This is a genomic window from Variovorax sp. FW305-3-2-15-B-LB1, from assembly GCF_058787635.1.
This window is the reverse complement of record NZ_JBYSZY010000034.1, coordinates 53,209-70,009: the sequence shown is the minus strand read 5'-3', so window position 1 is coordinate 70,009 and position 16,801 is coordinate 53,209. Positions and strand designations below refer to the sequence as shown.

The following is a 16,801-nucleotide window of genomic DNA, read 5'->3' as shown; positions in this document are numbered from 1 at the left end:
GCCCATGACGCCCACCCCCGCCTCCGCGGCCCCCCCGGCAGACGCCCGCGACAGCGACCACCGCTTCGCGATCCAGTGCGAAGTGCTGCGGTTGTCGATTCGCCCGCTCGGGCCGGTGCTGCTGGTGCAGTACCTGCTCAACTGCGGCGTGGCGGCGCTCTTCGCCTGGCAGTTCTCGCCGGTGCGCGCGCTGGTGTGGCTGGCGCTGGTCACCGGGGTCACGGTGATGCGCGGCTTCTTTGCGCAGCGCCTGCCAGAGCCCTTCACCCCCGCCACCCTGCGCACCGCGCAGCGCCAGCACACGCTGCGCACGGCCATCTGGGAGCTGGCGCACGGCCTGGCGGGCGTGCTGCTGTTCAACCCCGAGCGGCCCGACCTGCAACTGCTGCTGGGCCTGATCCTCATGGGCATGACGCTGTCGTCGGCGTTCTCGGTGTCGTTCTACACGCCGGCCACGCAGCTGGCGATCACGCTGCTGCTGGCGCCGGTGATCGTCACGGGCCTGTGGCTCGGGGCGCCGGTGATGATGGCGGTCGCGGTGATCGGCATCGGCCTGACCGCGATGATGTGGAAGCTGGTGGCCGACCATTCGCGCCAGCTCGAGGAGAACATCGGCCTGCGCCTGAACGAGCGCACGCTGCGCGAACAGGCGCTGGCCGGCCTGCGCGCCTCCGAGCAGGCCCAGGCCGAGCGGCTGCGCTTCTTCTCGGCGGCCAACCACGACCTGCGCCAGCCGGTGATGGCCATCGGGCTGCAGGCCGAGGTGCTGCGCCAGCAGCTGCAGCACGGCACCGACAGCGCGGCCGTGCAGCACACGGTGGCCTCGCTCTCGCGCGCGCAGCAGGCGCTCGAGGGCCTGACCAACCAGCTGCTCGAAATCGGCCGCATCGAGGCCGCGGTCGATCCGCTGCGCCCGGCGGCAGTGGCGCTGGCGCCGCTGCTGAACGAGCTGGCGCGCCAGGCCGGCGAGGGCCGCGTCGCGGTGCGCTGCCCGGCCGAAGCGGTGGCCTGGACCGACGCGGTGGCGCTGCGCCGCGTGCTCTCCAACCTGCTGGACAACGCCCTCAAGTTCACGCCGCGCGGGCGCGTGCTGCTGGCCGTGCGGGCGCGCCGCCGGCCCGGCACCGACACCGGGCGCGCGTGGCGCGTCGAGGTGCGCGACAGCGGCATCGGCATCGCCGCCGAGTCGCAGACCCGCGTGTTCGACGACTTCGAGCAGGTCGGCAACGTGGAGCGCAACCTGCAGCACGGCCACGGCCTGGGGCTGGCGATCGTGCGGCGGCTGGCGGGGCAGCTGGGCATCGAGGTCGCGCTGCGCTCGGCGCCGGGCAAGGGCTCGGTCTTCAGCTTCGAGCTGCCGGCGGCCCGCCCCGGTGCGGCGGCCGTGCCGGCGCCCGCGCCCTCCGTGGCGCTGGACGAGCCCGATGCCGACGCCGTGCTGCGCCCGGGGCTCGCCGTGCTGGTGGTCGAAGACAACATCGTGGTGGCAGACAGCCTCTCGGCGCTGCTGCGGCACTGGCACGTGGCGCCGCGCATCTACGCCAGCGCCGCCGAGGCGCTCGCGCTGGCCGACCTGGACGCGCTCGACGCGGCGCTGTGCGACATCCGCCTGCCCGGCGCGTTCAACGGCATCGCGCTGGCCGAGCGGTTGGCGCAGCGCAAGCCCGCGCTGACGATCGCGCTGATCTCGGCCGACATCACCGAAGCCACGCAGCAGCTGGCCGCCGCGCGCGGCTGGCATGCGCTGCGCAAGCCGGTGCAGCCGGACGCGCTGCGGCGCGTGCTGCTGCGGGCCCAGCAACAGCAACAACAACCGCCGTCGTCGACGTAGCGCGCGGTGCCTTCCGGCGCGGGCCGGCCCCGCTGCGGTGTCATCGCTTCCGAGCTATGCTCCGCGCACAGGCCGCCGCCGCCCCTGCCCCGATGCCCGTCGAACCCCTTCCCGCCCCTGCCGTTGGCGCCGCCGCCCTGCGCGAGCCCCGCTACGGGCGGGTCGCGATGGCCCTGCACTGGCTGCTCGCGGCGATGATCGTCGGCTCGCTCGGCGTCGGGCTCTACATGACGGGCCTGCCCTTCTCGCCGCAGCGTCTGAAGCTCTACAGCTGGCACAAGTGGGCCGGCATCACCATCCTCCTGCTGTCGGCGCTGCGGCTGCTGTGGCGCCTCACGCACCGCCCGCCGCCGCTGTCGGCGCGGGTGCTGGCGGCCATGCCGACCTGGCAGCGGGCCGCCCACCGCATCAGCCATGCGCTGATGTACCTGCTGTTCTTCGCGGTCCCGCTGTTCGGCTGGGCCTACAGCTCGGGCATGGGCGTGCCGGTCGTGTGGTTCGGCCTGCTGCCGCTGCCCGACCTGGTGGCGGTCGACAAGGACTTCGCCGAGGCCGTGCTCAAGCCGCTGCACCAGCGCAGCGCCTTTCTGCTGGCCGGCGTCACGCTGCTGCACGTGGCGGCGGCGCTCAAGCACCACTGGATCGACCACGACGGTCTGTTGCAACGCATGTGGCCCGCGCCACGCAAGGAATCCGCCGGATGACGACCCGTCTTTTGTGGGGCGCCGCCGCCCTCTTCGGCCTCGCGCTGCACGCCGCGGCCGAGCCCCTGCCGGCCACCACCGCGAAGCTGGTGCCCGAGAAGAGCCAGATCGCCTTCGTCAGCAAGCAGATGGGCGTGCCAGTGGAAGGCAGCTTCAAGCGCTTCGACGCGCAGGTCGCCTTCGACCCGAAGAAGCCCGAGGGCGGCTCGGTCGTGCTGCAGATCGACACCGCCAGCGCCGGCTTCGGCGTGCCCATGAGCGATGCCGAGCTGCCCAAGCCGACCTGGTTCGACACCGCGCATTTCCCGCAGGCCAGCTTCCGCTCGAGCGCCATCAAGGCGCTGGGAGAGGGCCGCTTCGAGATGGCCGGCAAGCTCACCATCAAGGGCGTCAGCAAGTACGTGACAGTGCCCGTGAGCATCGTGTCGTCGGGCGGCGCGTATTCGGTCGCCACGGGCACGCTCACGATCCAGCGGCTCGACTACAAGGTGGGCGACGGCGAATGGACCGACACCTCGGTGGTCGGCAACGAGGTGCAGGTGCGCTTCAAGCTGACGCTCGCGGGCCTCGGGCCGCTGTGACGACGATTTCATTTCCCATGCATCCTTCTTCCCTTGCCATGAACAAGCTCTTCTTCGCCGCGGTCCTGTGTGCGGGCGCGGCCCTGCCGCTGGCCGCAACGGCCCAGGAATACACCGCGCCGCCGCTGGCCGCCAAGCCCGCGGGCGGGCCGGTCAAAAATGCGAGCTATGTGATCGACCCGACCCACACCTTCGTCATGTACGAGATGGGCCACTACGGCACCACCACCAACCGCGGCCGCTTCAGCACCAAGGACGGCTCGGTGCAGATCGACGGCACCGGCGCCAGCGGCAAGGTCGACATCACGATGGACATCAGCTCCATCAACACCGGCGTCGACCTGCTCAACCGCCACGTGCAGAGCAAGGACTTCTTCAACGTGGCCGAATTCCCCACCGGCCGCTTCGTGGCCGAGCGCATCGACTTCAGCGGCGACAAGGTGACCGACGTGCCCGGCACGCTCACGCTCATGGGCCAGACCAAACCGGTGACGCTGAAGGCCGTGCGCTTCAACTGCTACCTGAACCCACTGATCAACCGCCAGGTCTGCGGCGGCGACTTCGAGGCCACCGTGCAGCGCAGCGACTGGGGCATCACCTGGGGCCTGAACTTCGGCTTCGAGAACAAGGTGAAGCTGCTGGTGCAGGTCGAAGCCGTGAACGTGCAATGAACCCATCCCCCACCGGAGCCACCCCATGACCGACGCCCACCTCCTGTCCCTGCTCGGCATCGCCGGCGCCATGGCCGTGGGCGCGATGAGCCCGGGCCCGAGCTTCGTGATGGTGGCGCGCACGGCCGTGGCCTCACGCAGCGACGGGCTGGCGGCGGCCCTGGGCATGGGCGCCGGCGGGCTGGCGTTCTCCATCGCGGCGCTGGCCGGGCTGCAGGCAGCGTTCCTCGCGGTGCCGGCGCTGTACCTCGCGATCAAGGCCTTCGGCGGCGCCTACCTGATCTACCTGGGCTTTCGCATCTGGCGCGGCGCGCGGCAGCCGCTCGCGATCACGCCCGACACGGACGCCTCGCCCCGCAGCCAGGGCCGCAGCGGACGCACCTTCCTGCTCGGCCTGGCCACGCAGGTCAGCAACCCGAAGACGGCGGTGGTGTACGCGAGCATCTTCGCGGCCTTCCTGCCGCGCGAGGTCCCGCTGGTGCTGGCGCTCGCGGTGCCGGCCGTGATCTTCTGCATCGAGACGGGCTGGTACGCGATCGTCGCGCTGGCGCTGTCCTCGGCCGCGCCGCGCGCGGCCTACCTGCGCTACAAGACCTGGATCGACCGCGCGGCCGGCGGCGTGATGGGCCTGCTGGGCCTGCGGCTCGTGTGGTCGGCGGTGCGCGGCACCTGAGGCGCTAGAGCAGGCTCTCGGGCGTGAGCGGCGACAGCAGCTCGAGCATGGTGCGGTCCCAGAAGCCCGAGTCGGGCTCTTCGTGCAGTACGGTGGTCTTGCCACCTTCCTCGCTGACCCACTCGATGCGCCGCGAGCCGCCTGCCGCTGCATCGCCGCCCTCGGCAAAGCGCAGCCGGTAGGCGCCCTGCTGCTTGAGCACGTCGAGCAGCTTCAAGGTCTGCTGCGCCATCTCGGGGCTGCGGATGAACAGGCCGATCTCGGTGTTGTGGATCTCGGAGCGCGGATCGAAATTCATCGAACCGACGAAGAGGATGCGCTGGTCGATCACCGCCGACTTGGCGTGCAGCCGCCCCACCGACGTGCCAAAGAGGCCGAGGCGCACGCTGCGCCGCGTGCGCGCGGAACTCAGCTCGTGCAACTCGGCGCCCAGCGCGAGCATGTCCGCGCGGTAGCGGCGGTAGGCGGTGTGGACCAGCGGCTCGTCGGTGGCGGCGAGCGAGTTGGTGACCACGCTGATCTTCACGTTGCGCCCGCGGATCTCGCGCATCACCTCCAGCCCTGACGCGCCCGGGATCAGGTAGGGCGAGACCAGCGTCACCTCGCTGCGCGCGCGGCGCATCTGCTCGACCACGTTGTAGCGCACGCTGTCCACGTCGAGCAACGGCACGCCGCCGTACGACGCGGTCTTGCCGATCACGCGGTCGGGCGAATCGGCGTAGGCCTCGGCGGTGGTCCAGATCAGGCCGAGCTTGCCGGCGTCGAGGTCGTCGGCCACGGGGCTGTAGCCGAGCAGGTCGTTGGGCGCGGGCCTGGGCGGCGGCGGCGTGGTGTCGGGGCCGGTGGCGGCGTCGAAGCGGCGCTGCAGTTCTTCGCGCGGCAGGTCGGTGTGCACGACCGCGCCGATCGGGCGCACGTGCGGGCTGTTCCAGTACTGGTCGAACAGCACGCCCAGGCGCGGGATCAGCGCGCCCGTGACGAAGGTGTCGAGGTCGATGAAGTTCGGGCCGGTGGTGCGGCGGAAGTACTGGTTGCCGATGTTGCGCCCGCCCGCCACCGCCATCGCGCCGTCGGCGATGAAGAGCTTGTTGTGCATGCGGCGGTTGACGCGGCTGAAGTCGAACAGCGACGCGGTGAAGCGCTTGAGCAGGCTGCCGCGCCCGGCCGGGAACGGGTTGAACAGGCGCAGCTCCACGTTCGGCGTGGCGGCCAGGCCGAGCAGCAACTCGTCTTCGCCGGACGTGTACAGGTCGTCCATCAAGAGGCGCACGCGCACGCCGCGCTGGGCCGCATCGCGCAGGGTGCGCAGCAGGTAGCGGCCGGTCTCGTCGTTCTCGATCTGGTAGTACTGCACGTCGAGTGTGCGCTGCGCGCGGCGCGCCAGTTGCAGCCGCGTGTCGAAGGCGAAGTCGCCGCCGGGCATCAGGCGAAAGCCGCTGAGGTCGGGGTCGGGCTGCGAAGCCAGCGCGATCTTGCCGAGCGCGGTGTCGGCCGAGACGGCGATGGCCTTGGTGGGCGGGCGCGGTGCCTCGTCGGGCAAGGTGGCACAGCCGGCGAACAGCGATGCAGCCACGAGGGCGAAGACCCAATGCCCCCAGCGCGACAGCAGGCGACGGGTCATCGTGAGCTTTCTACAGGGCTTTGCGCAGGTTGGCCGGTGCGATGCGCAAGGCTTCGCGGTACTTGGCCACGGTGCGGCGCGCGCACTCGATGCCCTGCTCTTTCAGCATCTCGGAGATCTGGCTGTCGGACAGCGGCTTCTTGATGCTCTCGGAACTCACGAACTGCTTGATCAGCGCGCGCACCGCGGTGCTCGACGCGTTGCCGCCGGTCTCGGTGCCCAGCGCCGAGCCGAAGAAGTACTTGAGCTCGACCGTGCCGAAGGGCGTGGCCATGTACTTGGCGGTGGTCACGCGCGAGATGGTCGACTCGTGCAGGCCCAGCTCGTCGGCGATCTCGCGCAGCACCAGCGGGCGCATGGCCAGCTCGCCGTGCACGAAGTAGCTCTTCTGGCGCTCGACGATGGCGTTGCTCACGCGCAGGATGGTGTCGAAGCGCTGCTGGATGTTCTTGATGAACCAGCGCGCCTCCTGCAACCGCTGCGACAGCGCCTGGCTGCCCTCGCCCTTGTGCGACTTGAGCGCGCCGGCGTAGATGTCGTGCACGCGCAGGCGCGGCATGACCTCGGGATTGAGCATGACGCGGAACTTCACATTGGTGCCGCGCCCGGTCTTGGTGACGATCACGTCGGGGATGACGATGTTGCGCTCGACGTCGACAAAGCGGCGTCCCGGCTTGGGTTCGAGCCGCGCAATGACCTGCAGCGCCGAGCGCACCAGGTCTTCGTTGGTTCGCGTGAGCGTGGCCAGGCGCTTGAAGTCGCGCCGCGCGAGCAGCTCCATCGGCTGCTTGCAGATCGCGATGGCGGTCTTGCGGATGAGCGCTTCGGCCTCGGTCTCGTCTTCGCTGGCGAGCGCCTTGAGCTGGATGCTCAGGCATTCGCCGAGGTCGCGCGCGCCGACGCCGACCGGCTCCAGGCTCTGCAGCAGGCCCAGCGCCACCTGGAAGTGGTGCACCAGGTCGTCGAACTGGTCGTTGTCGTCGCCCGCCAGGCCCGAGGCCAGCGCGGGCAGCGAGTCTTCGAGGTAGCCGTCGTCGTTGAGCGATTCGATCAGGAAGCGCAGCGCGGCACAGTCGTTTTCGTTCAGGCGCAGGCTCAGCGCCTGGCGGTGCAGGAACGACTGCAGCGACTCCTGGCTGCGCGCGAGCTCGGTGGCGTCGGCACGCTCGTCGTCGCCCAGGTTGTTCTGGCGCGCGGGTGCGTCGCTGCCCCACTCGCTGTCGTCGGGCGCCATGTCGACGGTGCCGTCGCCTTCCCAGTCGGGCTCGCGCTCGGCGATCTCGGCGGCGGGGCCGTCGGAGTCGGGGGTCGAGGTGGTGGTGTCGCTGGACGTGGAGGACGTGCTGGCGGCGGAGGGCGTGAACTCGGCCTCCCCCTCGCCCGCGTCGTCGCGCGGCACCGGCGCGTCGGCCGTGTCCAGCCCGAACTCCTCGCGCGCCGCTTCTTCCGCGGTGCGTTCGAGGAACGGGTTCTCGTCCAGCATCTGCTCCACCTCCTGGCTCAGTTCGAGCGTGGAGAGCTGGAGCAGGCGAATGGACTGCTGCAGCTGTGGCGTCAGTGCCAGATGCTGCGAGACGCGAAGGGACAGCCCTTGCTTCATAGGAACCGCCCCCGCCCTTACATGCGGAAGTGCTCGCCCAGGTACACCCTGCGTACCTCGGCGTTGTCGACGATCTCCGAGGGTGTGCCTTGTGCCAGCACGTGCCCGTCGCTGATGATGAACGCGTGATCGCAGATGCCCAGCGTCTCACGCACGTTGTGGTCGGTGATGAGCACGCCGATGCCGCGCTCTTTCAGGAAGCTGATGATCCGCTGGATCTCGATCACCGCGATCGGGTCGATGCCGGCGAAGGGCTCATCCAGCAGGATGAAGCGCGGCTGCGTGGCCAGCGCGCGCGCGATCTCGACGCGGCGGCGCTCGCCGCCCGACAGCGCGAGCGCTGGCGAATCGCGCAGGTGGTCCACGCGCAGGTCGGCCAGCAGGTCGGCCAGGCGCTCTTCGGTGTGCTGCTTGGTCAGCGGCATCATGCGGCCGTTGGCGTCGGGCTCGCGCTGCAACTCGAGCACGGCGCGCACGTTTTCCTCGACCGTGAGCTTGCGGAAGATCGAGGCTTCCTGCGGCAGGTAGCTCAGGCCCATGCGCGCGCGGCGGTGGATGGGCATGTGGGCGATGGGCTCGCCGTCGATGGTGATCTCGCCGGCGTCGGCGCGCACCAGCCCGACGATCATGTAGAACGAGGTGGTCTTGCCCGCGCCGTTGGGGCCGAGCAGTCCGACGACCTCGCCCTTTTGCACGTCGAGCGAGACGTCTTTCACGACCGTGCGGCTGCCGTAGCTCTTCTTGAGGCCGCGCGCCACGAGGCGGCTGCCCGGAATGCCGTCGGCGGTCTGGGTTCCTGCGGTTTCGATCACTTGCGCCCTTCCCCTTCGGTGCCGCCCAGCGTGGTGCTCGGGCGCAGCCCGGCGCCGGGCGCGGGAGTGGGTGCCGGGGCCGCGGGCTTCTTGCCACCCGCTGCCGGTGCGGAGCCGGGCGCCGCCGGGGCCGGCGTGGCCTTCGGCGTGAGGATGGCCTTGACGCGGCCGCCGCCGCCCGCCGAGACGCCGGCGTTCGGCGGCACGAGGGAACCGTTGACGGTGTAGGTGTCGTTGCTCTGGTCGTAGACGATCAGCGCGCCGCTGCTCTCGTCGTTGGCCGTGGCGCCGATCAGCCGGCGCATGACGGCACGGCGGATGAACTTGACGTTGTCGGCGCGGCTGTCGTACTCGATGACTTCCGACTCGCCCTCGATCCACTCGTCGCCGGCGTTGCGCTTCTGCTTGTAATAGGCCAGCTTGCCGGGCGCCGCCGTGACCACGCCGTACTGGTAGCCCTCGGCGTCCTGGCGCACGTCCAGCCGCGCGCCGCGGATGATGATCGTGCCCTTCGTGACCAGCACGTTGCCGGTGAACACGCTGGTCTGTTTCAGGTCGTCGTAGCGCATCGAGTCGGACTCGATGTTCATCGGCTTGGTGCGGTCGGCGGTTTCGGCCAGAGCGCCCGAGGCGGCACCGGCCAGCAACAGCGCACCGAAAGCCAGGCGGCCGAGGCGACGAAGGGTGGGGAATGTGGGGATGGAGGGCAATGTCATAAAGGCACGAAACTTGCTCTGAAACATTGTATGCGTGGGATGGCAATTGCCCACCGCCGCCAATGAAAAAGCCCGCCGAAGCGGGCCTTGCATTCGACCAAGAAAGCAGGTCGCCGGGTCGGTCAGCCCTTCTTGGCTTCGCCGATGAGGAAGGTCGCGACCTGCAGCACCTTGGACATGCTGCCGGCGGTTTCGCCGTCGACATACCAACGGCCCGCCACGGCCAGGGCCGGCACGCCGGCGACCTTGTAGGCCTCGGTCTGCTGCGCCGCACGGCGGGCCTTGCTGGCCACGCCGAAGGACGCAAAGGTTTCCTTGAACTTGGCGCCGTCGAGGCCGGCACGCTCGGCCCAGGCCTGGATGTTGGCTTCGCCGTTCAGGTTCTGGCGCTGCGCGTGGATCGCGGCGAAGACCTTCGGGTGGTACTCGTCCAGCTTGCCCATGGCTTCGAGCGTGAAGTACAGGCGCTGCTTGGCTTCGACGTCGTTGCCCACGAAGGGCACGGGGATGCGGCGGAAGGCCACTTCCTTCGGGGCTGCCTTGACCCAGGCTTCGAGCGAGGGCTCGAAGTCGTTGCAATGCGGGCAGTTGTACGAGAAGAACTCGACCACCTCGACCTTGCCGGCGGGTGCATCGACGGGCACGCGCTTGTCGAGCACGAGGAAATCGGTGCCGGCCTTGGGGGCGCGCTGGGCGTGTGCCGGAACGGCAGCCAGCGAAAGCAGCCCGATCGAAGTGGCGGCCAGCGAAAAGTCACGACGTTTCATGGAAAAGGTTCTCCTGTGGGTACCGCAGTACAGAGCCGGCGCGCCGCCGGGAGTTCCCCGTGGGCGGCGCGACCGAGGCGCTGGAATTGACAAACGAGTGCGGCGAATGCCGCGCGGGCGAGAGCTTAAAGGCTGTTCAGGAAAAGCGTCGGTCAGCGCTGCACGCGCACCAGCGCCGATTCGAGACCGCCGCCGTCGAGCCGTTCCTTGAGCCGGTCGGCGTCGTCCTTCTTGTTGAACGGGCCCGCGCGCACGCGGTAAACCGTGCGACCGGCCTGCTCGCGCTCGGTGACCTTGGCCTCGACACCCATGAGCGACAGCTTGGCGCGCTGCGCCTCGGCGTCGTCGGTGGTGCGGAAGGCGCCGGCCTGCACGAAGTACATGAAGGGGTCGGCACCCGACGACGACGGCGCGGCGGCCGTGTGGCTCGGCGCGGCGGACGCGGTGGTCGTGCTGCCGCCCGCGCGGGCCCGGGCCAGGTCGCCCAGCGGATCGTTCGACGGCGGCAGGGCATTGGCTTCGGCCGGCACCGGCGCGGGGCGCGCCGGCTTGGGCGCCACCACCACGGGGGCCGGGGCGGTGACCGGCGCGGTGGCGACAGGCGGCGTGCCGGGCGCCACGGTGGCGGGCGCGCCGGTGATCGGGTTCACCGGGCCGGTGGCCGTGGCGGCCGGCGGCGTGGCGGCGGGCTTGGGCGCGCCGGCCTTGCCGGCCAGCGGCGCGTTCGGGTCCCAGTCGCGGTTCTTGCGGGCTTCGGCTTCGTCCTGCTCGGCACCGCCGCGTTGCGTCTTGTTGACGAACGGGATCGGCACCTTGGTGACGTAGACCGCGATGCCCAGGGCGACGCCCAGACCGAGCACCAGGCCGATGATCAGCCCGATGACGATGTTGCCGCGTTGTCTGCTTGTCTTCTTCATGTTCAGAGGGTGATTCACATCTTGCTCGGCGCACTGACGCCGAGGATCGCGAGGCCATTGTGCAGCACCTGCGCGGCCGCTGCGACGAGTGCGAGACGCGCCAGCTTGACCGGCTCGTCGTCCACCAGGATGCGCTCGGCATCGTAGTAGCTGTGGTAGCTGGCCGCGAGTTCGCGCAGGTAGAAAGTCACGTCGTGCGGGGCGAAATCCTTCGCTGCCGCCGTCAGCATGGCCGGGTACTTGGCCAGCAGCAGCATCAGCGCCTGGGCTGCCGGGCTGTCCAGCGGCGACAGGTCGACCGCCTTGAGCGCGGCCACGTCGCCGCCCCAGGCCGCGAGCACCGAGCAGATGCGCGCGTGGGCGTACTGCACGTAGTACACGGGGTTGTCGTTGTTCTTGGTGACCGCCAGGTCGACGTCGAAGGTGTATTCGGTGTCGGGCTTGCGGCTGAGCAGGAAGAAGCGCACGGCATCGGTGCTGGTCCACTCGATCAGGTCGCGCAGCGTGACGTAGCTGCCGGCGCGCTTGCTGATCTTGACCTCTTCGCCGCCCTTCACGACGCGCACCATGGTGTGCAGCACGTAGTCGGGGTAGCCCTCGGGAATGCCTTCGCCCGCGGCCTGCAGGCCGGCGCGCACGCGCGCGATGGTGCCGTGGTGGTCGGTGCCCTGGATGTTCACGACCTTGTGGAAACCGCGCTCCCACTTGGCGATGTGGTACGCGACGTCGGGCACGAAGTACGTGTACGTGCCGTCCTTCTTCTTCATCACGCGGTCTTTGTCGTCGCCGTAGTCGGTCGACTTCAGCCACAGCGCGCCGTCCTGCTCATAGGTCTTGCCGGCGGCCACGAGCTTGGCCACGGCCGCCTCGACGCGGCCGCTGGTGTAGAGACTGGACTCGAGGTAGTAGTTGTCGAAGCGCACGCGGAAAGCCTGCAGATCGAGGTCCTGCTCGCGGCGCAGGTAGGCCACGGCGAATTCGCGGATGCTGTCCAGGTCGTCGATGTCGCCGCTGGCGGTGTACTCGCGGTCGTCCGACTTGACGGTCTTCTTCGCCTTGAAGTCCTCGGCGATGTCGGCGATGTAGTCGCCGTTGTAGGCCGGGGCCTTTTCGCCGCTGGGCCACTCGGCGTCGCCGGGCTTGAAGCCCTTGGCACGCAGCTGCGTGCTGTTGGCCAGCGTCTGGATCTGCACGCCGGCGTCGTTGTAATAGAACTCGCGCCACACGCTCTGGCCCTGCGAGGCCTGCAGGTTGCAGATGGCGTCGCCCAGCGCGGCCTGGCGGCCGTGGCCGACGTGCAGCGGACCGGTCGGGTTGGCCGAGACGAACTCGACCAGCACCTTTTCGCCGGTGGCGGGCTGCTGGCCGAAGCCTGCGCCGGCGGCCAGCACCTCGCGCACGATCTGCTGCTTGGCGGCAGCCTTCAGGCGGATGTTGAGGAAGCCGGGGCCGGCGATCTCGATGGCCTCGACCCATTGGCCGAAAGCAGGGGTGGCGAGCAGCGCAGCGCTCAGTTCCTCGGCCAGTTCGCGGGGCTTGCGCCCCAGCGGCTTGGCGAGCTGCATGGCAGCGGTGCTGGCGAAATCGCCGTGCGCCGCCACCTTGGGCGACTCGAACGCGGCTTTGGCGCCGGCGCCGGGAGAGAGGGTTTCGAGCGTGTTCGCGAGCGCCGCGAGCAGCTCCTGTTTGACCAATAGCATCTGTGAATTTTACCGGGGGCAAACCCGGACCCAGTTAACGATCGTCATCCGATGGGCGATGTCGCCCGTTAGGATGGTCGGCCCCGAGGCGGGGCGTCTGTCACAACTCAACCTTGCAAGGACATATCCACCATGAAGAAGCTCCTTTCCCTGGTCGCCTCCACCGTCGCGCTCGGCGCCTGCCTGTCGTTCAGCGCCTACGCGCAGGACAAGGCACCCGCCCCGGTCGTGGCCCCCGCTGCCGCCGCCGCACCTGCGGCAGCCCCTGCCGCTGCGGCCGCACCCGCCGGTGGCGCCAGCTGCGATGCCAAGGCGATCGACAAGAACGGCAAGCCCCTGGCCGGCGCCGCCAAGAACAGCTTCATGAAGAAGTGCACCAAGGCCGCCGCCGGACCCGCCTGCGCCGCCAAGGCCCTCGACAAGAACGGCAAGGCCCTGGCCGGTGCCGCCAAGAACAGCTTCATGAAGAAGTGCGAAGCCGACGCGGCCAAGGCCTGATCCGGCGCGGCGCCGTGTGGCGCTGACATTTGTTACTCCCGAAGGGCCCGCTCATGCGGGCCTTTTCTTTTGTCTTTTGTGTTGATTACTTGCCGAAGCCGCGCGCCAGGAACACCGCCACCAGCGGGATCAGTGCGATCAGGTGCGCCTGGATCATCACCAGCTTGCGCGTCTTCAGGATGTCGGCCTCCGCCGGCAGCTTGCCCGTGGCGCGCAGCGTCTTGCGCCAGCGGAAGTAGGTCAGCGTCGGGAAGATCGACAGCACGCCCACGATGATGAACAGCGTGAGCTTCACGTGCAGCAGCGGGTTGGTCCAGTACCAGGCCGTGCCCTTCACGCCCCACCAGGTGCGCGCGATGCCCGTGGCCAGCACGGCGATCGCGGCGATGCCGTAGACCATGTCGACCTTGGCCAGCCGCTCGACCACGGCGGCATTGAGCCATTGCACGCGGCACAGCGCGGCTTCACTGGAAATGAACACAACCATCGTGAGGATGGCCAACAGATGCAGGTAGGCGAGGATGGCTTCGAGGGTCATCGGAAACTTTCTTCATCGGGGTTGCAAGCAAATGCAAAAAGCATTGTGCCGCCCGGTCACGATTTCAGGACCGCCCGCCCCAGAATTCCGGCTGCCCGTACTGCGCTTTGAGGAAATCAAGCCACAGTCGCACGCGCAGCGGCAGGTGCTTGGTGCCTGTGAACACCGCATAGATGCCGTTGGGCGGCGCGGCGAAGTCGTCGAGCAGGGGCACGAGCAGGCCGGCGTCGATCTCGGCCTCGACCTCCCAGGTGCTGCGCCAGGCGATGCCGTGGCCCGCCAGGCACCAGTCGTGCAGCACCTGGCCATCGGAACAATCGAGCGGGCCACTGGGGCGCAGGTGGATGAGTTCCTGCACGCCCTCCTCGCTGGTAATGCGAAAGGCCCAGCCGCGCGTCTGCGAGGCGTCGCTCGACAGCGTGAGGCAGGCAAAGCGCGACAGCTCGCCCGGGTGTTTGGGCGCGCCGTGGCGGCGCAGGAACTCGGGCGTGGCGACGCAGCGGCGGCGGTTGTCGGCCAGGCGCACGCTCACCAGCGACGAGTCGGGCAGGTCGCCCACGCGCACGGCGCAGTCGAAGCTCTCGCCGGTGACGTCGACCACGCGGTCGCTGAGGTTCAGCGAGATCGTCACCTCGGGATGCAGCGCATGAAAGCGCGGCACCAGCGGCGCGACGTGGCGGCGGCCGAAGCCGGCCGGCGCGGTCACGCGCAGGTGGCCGCTGGCCTTCACGCCGCCGGCGCTCACGCTGGCCTCGGCGTTCGCGAACTCGGTCAGGAGGCGCTGGCAGTCTTCGAGAAAGGCGCTGCCTTCGTGCGTGAGCGCGATGCGGCGCGTGGTGCGCACCAGCAGCTTGACGCCCAGGCGTTCTTCGAGCGCGTCGATGCGACGGCCCATGATCGCGGGCGCCACGCCTTCCGCCTTGGCCGCCGCGGTGAGGCTGCCGCGGGTCGCGACCGAGACAAAGGATTCGAGTTGCTTGAGGCGGTCCATGGCGCGGGAACTATATCGCCCGCCACCGAAGATCAGTCCCCAGCCGTGACGCCCTGCGCCCGCAGCGCGGCGATGTCGCCGTCGCTGTAGCCCACTTCTTTGAGCAGCGCCGCGCTGTGCTCGCCGATGTGCGGCGGCTGCAGGCGGATGCCGGGACGTTCGCCGCCCAGCGTGAACGGCGCGAGCGGCACCTTGGCCATGTGGCCGTCGTTCATGCGCACGGGCGCGAGGCCGCCGGTGGCGTTCAGGTGCGGGTCGTCGAACAGCTCCTGCGGCTTGGTGATGGGCGCGAAGGGCAGTTCGTTCTGCTCGAACACCGCACTGAGTTCGGCCGCGCTGTGGTTGGCGAGGTGCGAGCGCAGGATCGGCATCATCCACTCGCGTGCGCGCACGCGGTCGTTGTTGGTCTTCAGGCGCGGGTCGGCCAGCATCTCCTCAAGGCCGAAGGCCTTGCAGAAGATGGCCCACTGCTTGTCGCTCACGGCGGCAAGAAAGATCTGCTCGCCGTCCTTCACGGTGAACACGTCGTACACGGCCCAGGCCGAGATGCGGCTGGGCATCGGGTCGGCGGCCTTGCCCGTGGCGGCGAACTGCATCATGTGCTGCGCGACCAGGAACACGTTGTTCTCGAACAGCGCCGACTGCACCTCGCAGCCCTTGCCCGTGAGGTCGCGCTGGCGCAGCGCGGCCATCGCGCCGATGGCGCCGAACATGCCGCCCATGATGTCGTTCACGCTGGTGCCCGCACGCAGCGGGTCGCCCGCGCGGCCGGTCATGTAGGCCAGGCCGCCCATCATCTGCACCACCTCGTCGAGCGCGGTGCGGTGGTCGTACGGGCCGGGCAGGAAGCCCTTGTGGCTCACGTAGATGAGGCGCGGGTTGAACTTGCTGAGCGTGTCGTAGTCGAGCCCCAGCTTCTTCATCGTGCCGGGCTTGAAGTTCTCGCTCACGATGTCGGCGGTGGCGATGAGGCGCAGCGCGGCCTCCACGCCTTCGGGCTTCTTCAGGTCGAGCGCGATGCTCTTCTTGTTGCGGTTGAAGGTCGGGAAGAAACCCGCGCCCGAACCCAGCAGGCGGCGCGTGTTGTCACCCTCGATGGGCTCGACCTTGATGACCTCGGCGCCCAGGTCGGCCAGCAGCAGGCCGCAGGTCGGGCCCATGACCATGTGGGTGAACTCGACGACGCGCACGCCCGCGTAGGGCAAGGGATTGGCTTCAGACATGAGAGAGGGTTTCCTGGACAAAGCCCTTGGGCAGGCCGGCTTCGGGCGTCATGCCGTAGACCGGTTCGCCGGGCAGGCCGGCCTTGAGCGGCGCACGCGCCGCGATGAGTTTGTCGATGTCGATGCCGGTGCGCACGCCCATGGCCTCGAACATGAAGACGAGGTCTTCGGTGACCGCATTGCCCGACGCGCCCGGCGCATACGGGCAGCCGCCGAGGCCGCCGAGCGAGGCGTCGAAGGTGCGCACGCCCTCGTCCCACGCGGCCAGGCAATTGGCGATGCCCAGGCCGCGCGTGTTGTGCATGTGGGCCGCGCCCGCGTGCACGCCGAGTTCGGCGCGCAGCCGCTTGAAGAGGCGGCGCACCTGCGCGGGGTTGGCGTAGCCCACGGTGTCCGACAGACCGACCTCCTGCGCACCGGCCTCGACGCACTGCACCGCCAGGCGGATCACGTCGTCTTCCGGCACCAAGCCCTGCAGCGTGCAGCCGAAGGCGGTGGAGATGCCGGCTTCGAGCTTCACCTGCGGTGCGAGGGCGCCGCGCAGCTCGGCGATGGCACGCACCTCCTCGACCATCTCGGTCGGCGTCTTGCGCACGTTGGCCAGCGAATGCGCGACGCTGGCCGACACCGGCATCGTGAGCTTGTGCACGCCCGCCTCGAGCGCGGCCTGCGCGCCCTTGCGGTTGGGCACCAGCGCCATCACCACGAGGCCGGGCAGCGTGACCGCGTGGCGCACCACCTCGGCAGCGTCGGCCATCTGCGGCAGCAGCTTCGCGGGCACGAAGGAAGCGACCTCGATCTCGCGCAGGCCGGCGGCATGCAGCGCGTCGATCCAGCGCAGCTTGTCGGCCGTGGGCATGGTGGCCTTCACGGACTGCAGGCCGTCGCGCGGACCGACCTCGCTGATGAGAACGTCGGGGGAGGTCATCGGGTGCTTTCTTGACTGTTCTATCTTGCA

17 protein-coding genes are annotated in these 16,801 nt (G+C 69.5%); 6 read left to right on the top strand and 11 right to left on the bottom strand.

Annotated elements, in window-relative coordinates; all coding sequences use genetic code 11:
• Positions 1-4 precede the first annotated feature (4 nt).
• The 5 genes from AC3WQR_RS20455 to AC3WQR_RS20435 all read left to right on the top strand — a co-directional run bounded on the left by AC3WQR_RS20455 (position 5) and on the right by AC3WQR_RS20435 (position 4,460).
• Entirely contained in the window at positions 5-1,831 is a 1,827-nt protein-coding gene (locus AC3WQR_RS20455) for a sensor histidine kinase (protein ID WP_492743302.1), read from the top strand.
• 92 nt (positions 1,832-1,923) lie between these two features.
• On the top strand, positions 1,924-2,535 hold the full coding sequence (locus AC3WQR_RS20450; protein ID WP_492743301.1) for a cytochrome b: 612 nt from the start codon (positions 1,924-1,926) through the stop codon (positions 2,533-2,535).
• A complete protein-coding gene (locus AC3WQR_RS20445) occupies positions 2,532-3,116 on the top strand; it encodes a YceI family protein (RefSeq protein ID WP_492743300.1) in 585 nt (194 codons plus the stop codon). The genes AC3WQR_RS20450 and AC3WQR_RS20445 overlap by 4 nt, the downstream gene beginning before the upstream one ends.
• Before the next feature lie 38 nt (positions 3,117-3,154).
• Positions 3,155-3,787 (top strand): YceI family protein, encoded by a 633-nt coding sequence (locus AC3WQR_RS20440; protein ID WP_062480318.1) that lies wholly within the window; start codon positions 3,155-3,157, stop codon positions 3,785-3,787.
• Positions 3,788-3,812: 25 nt separating this feature from the next.
• Positions 3,813-4,460, top strand: a complete 648-nt coding sequence (locus AC3WQR_RS20435) for a LysE family translocator (protein ID WP_492743299.1) — start codon at positions 3,813-3,815, stop codon at positions 4,458-4,460.
• 4 nt (positions 4,461-4,464) lie between these two features.
• On the opposite strand, the gene AC3WQR_RS20430 is transcribed toward AC3WQR_RS20435, so the two are convergent.
• From AC3WQR_RS20430 to argS, 7 genes are all read right to left on the bottom strand, one after another.
• Complete coding sequence (locus AC3WQR_RS20430) at positions 4,465-6,081, bottom strand: phospholipase D family protein (protein WP_492743298.1); 1,617 nt, start codon at positions 6,079-6,081, stop codon at positions 4,465-4,467.
• A gap of 10 nt (positions 6,082-6,091) precedes the next feature.
• Positions 6,092-7,681 carry an RNA polymerase factor sigma-54 gene (rpoN, locus tag AC3WQR_RS20425; RefSeq protein ID WP_492743297.1) on the bottom strand — a complete coding sequence of 530 codons (1,590 nt, stop codon included), beginning with the start codon at positions 7,679-7,681 and terminating at the stop codon, positions 6,092-6,094.
• Positions 7,682-7,698: 17 nt separating this feature from the next.
• The gene (lptB, locus tag AC3WQR_RS20420) at positions 7,699-8,493 is read right to left on the bottom strand and encodes an LPS export ABC transporter ATP-binding protein (protein WP_070063734.1); all 795 of its coding nucleotides are present in this window, start codon (positions 8,491-8,493) and stop codon (positions 7,699-7,701) included.
• Positions 8,490-9,209 carry a lipopolysaccharide transport periplasmic protein LptA gene (lptA, locus tag AC3WQR_RS20415; protein ID WP_070063776.1) on the bottom strand — a complete coding sequence of 240 codons (720 nt, stop codon included), beginning with the start codon at positions 9,207-9,209 and terminating at the stop codon, positions 8,490-8,492. The genes lptB and lptA overlap by 4 nt, the downstream gene beginning before the upstream one ends.
• Positions 9,210-9,331: 122 nt before the next feature.
• Positions 9,332-9,976 (bottom strand): thiol:disulfide interchange protein DsbA/DsbL, encoded by a 645-nt coding sequence (locus AC3WQR_RS20410; protein ID WP_095949697.1) that lies wholly within the window; start codon positions 9,974-9,976, stop codon positions 9,332-9,334.
• Positions 9,977-10,128: 152 nt separating this feature from the next.
• Positions 10,129-10,893, bottom strand: coding sequence for an SPOR domain-containing protein (locus AC3WQR_RS20405; protein ID WP_095949698.1), 765 nt, complete (start codon positions 10,891-10,893; stop codon positions 10,129-10,131).
• A gap of 14 nt (positions 10,894-10,907) precedes the next feature.
• Complete coding sequence (argS, locus tag AC3WQR_RS20400; protein WP_492743296.1) at positions 10,908-12,593, bottom strand: arginine--tRNA ligase; 1,686 nt, start codon at positions 12,591-12,593, stop codon at positions 10,908-10,910.
• 132 nt (positions 12,594-12,725) lie between these two features.
• Here argS and AC3WQR_RS20395 point away from each other — a divergent pair, with 132 nt between their 5' ends.
• Entirely contained in the window at positions 12,726-13,091 is a 366-nt protein-coding gene (locus AC3WQR_RS20395) for a hypothetical protein (protein WP_095949699.1), read from the top strand.
• A gap of 85 nt (positions 13,092-13,176) precedes the next feature.
• Here the strand turns inward: AC3WQR_RS20395 and AC3WQR_RS20390 are convergent, their stop codons facing one another.
• The 4 genes from AC3WQR_RS20390 to AC3WQR_RS20375 all read right to left on the bottom strand — a co-directional run bounded on the left by AC3WQR_RS20390 (position 13,177) and on the right by AC3WQR_RS20375 (position 16,771).
• Complete coding sequence (locus AC3WQR_RS20390; protein ID WP_056584391.1) at positions 13,177-13,629, bottom strand: DUF2214 family protein; 453 nt, start codon at positions 13,627-13,629, stop codon at positions 13,177-13,179.
• A 64-nt stretch (positions 13,630-13,693) separates the two neighbouring features.
• A complete protein-coding gene (locus tag AC3WQR_RS20385; RefSeq protein ID WP_062479733.1) occupies positions 13,694-14,620 on the bottom strand; it encodes a LysR family transcriptional regulator in 927 nt (308 codons plus the stop codon).
• Positions 14,621-14,652: 32 nt separating this feature from the next.
• Positions 14,653-15,843, bottom strand: coding sequence for a CaiB/BaiF CoA transferase family protein (locus AC3WQR_RS20380; RefSeq protein ID WP_492743295.1), 1,191 nt, complete (start codon positions 15,841-15,843; stop codon positions 14,653-14,655).
• On the bottom strand, positions 15,836-16,771 hold the full coding sequence (locus AC3WQR_RS20375) for a hydroxymethylglutaryl-CoA lyase (RefSeq protein WP_139702179.1): 936 nt from the start codon (positions 16,769-16,771) through the stop codon (positions 15,836-15,838). The genes AC3WQR_RS20380 and AC3WQR_RS20375 overlap by 8 nt, the downstream gene beginning before the upstream one ends.
• Positions 16,772-16,801 lie beyond the last annotated feature (30 nt).

What these genes read in the sequence shown, in the direction of transcription:
- lptA (WP_070063776.1), bottom strand. Translation starts at nt 9,209, where the DNA reads ATGACATTGCCCTCCATCCCCACATTCCCCACCCTTCGTCGCCTCGGC.
- AC3WQR_RS20385 (WP_062479733.1), bottom strand. Translation starts at nt 14,620, where the DNA reads ATGGACCGCCTCAAGCAACTCGAATCCTTTGTCTCGGTCGCGACCCGC.
- AC3WQR_RS20440 (WP_062480318.1), top strand. Translation starts at nt 3,155, where the DNA reads ATGAACAAGCTCTTCTTCGCCGCGGTCCTGTGTGCGGGCGCGGCCCTG.
- AC3WQR_RS20390 (WP_056584391.1), bottom strand. Translation starts at nt 13,629, where the DNA reads ATGACCCTCGAAGCCATCCTCGCCTACCTGCATCTGTTGGCCATCCTC.
- AC3WQR_RS20395 (WP_095949699.1), top strand. Translation starts at nt 12,726, where the DNA reads ATGAAGAAGCTCCTTTCCCTGGTCGCCTCCACCGTCGCGCTCGGCGCC.
- AC3WQR_RS20410 (WP_095949697.1), bottom strand. Translation starts at nt 9,976, where the DNA reads ATGAAACGTCGTGACTTTTCGCTGGCCGCCACTTCGATCGGGCTGCTT.
- rpoN (WP_492743297.1), bottom strand. Translation starts at nt 7,681, where the DNA reads ATGAAGCAAGGGCTGTCCCTTCGCGTCTCGCAGCATCTGGCACTGACG.
- AC3WQR_RS20375 (WP_139702179.1), bottom strand. Translation starts at nt 16,771, where the DNA reads ATGACCTCCCCCGACGTTCTCATCAGCGAGGTCGGTCCGCGCGACGGC.
- AC3WQR_RS20405 (WP_095949698.1), bottom strand. Translation starts at nt 10,893, where the DNA reads ATGAAGAAGACAAGCAGACAACGCGGCAACATCGTCATCGGGCTGATC.
- AC3WQR_RS20445 (WP_492743300.1), top strand. Translation starts at nt 2,532, where the DNA reads ATGACGACCCGTCTTTTGTGGGGCGCCGCCGCCCTCTTCGGCCTCGCG.
- AC3WQR_RS20430 (WP_492743298.1), bottom strand. Translation starts at nt 6,081, where the DNA reads ATGACCCGTCGCCTGCTGTCGCGCTGGGGGCATTGGGTCTTCGCCCTC.
- argS (WP_492743296.1), bottom strand. Translation starts at nt 12,593, where the DNA reads ATGCTATTGGTCAAACAGGAGCTGCTCGCGGCGCTCGCGAACACGCTC.
- AC3WQR_RS20450 (WP_492743301.1), top strand. Translation starts at nt 1,924, where the DNA reads ATGCCCGTCGAACCCCTTCCCGCCCCTGCCGTTGGCGCCGCCGCCCTG.
- AC3WQR_RS20380 (WP_492743295.1), bottom strand. Translation starts at nt 15,843, where the DNA reads ATGTCTGAAGCCAATCCCTTGCCCTACGCGGGCGTGCGCGTCGTCGAG.
- AC3WQR_RS20455 (WP_492743302.1), top strand. Translation starts at nt 5, where the DNA reads ATGACGCCCACCCCCGCCTCCGCGGCCCCCCCGGCAGACGCCCGCGAC.
- AC3WQR_RS20435 (WP_492743299.1), top strand. Translation starts at nt 3,813, where the DNA reads ATGACCGACGCCCACCTCCTGTCCCTGCTCGGCATCGCCGGCGCCATG.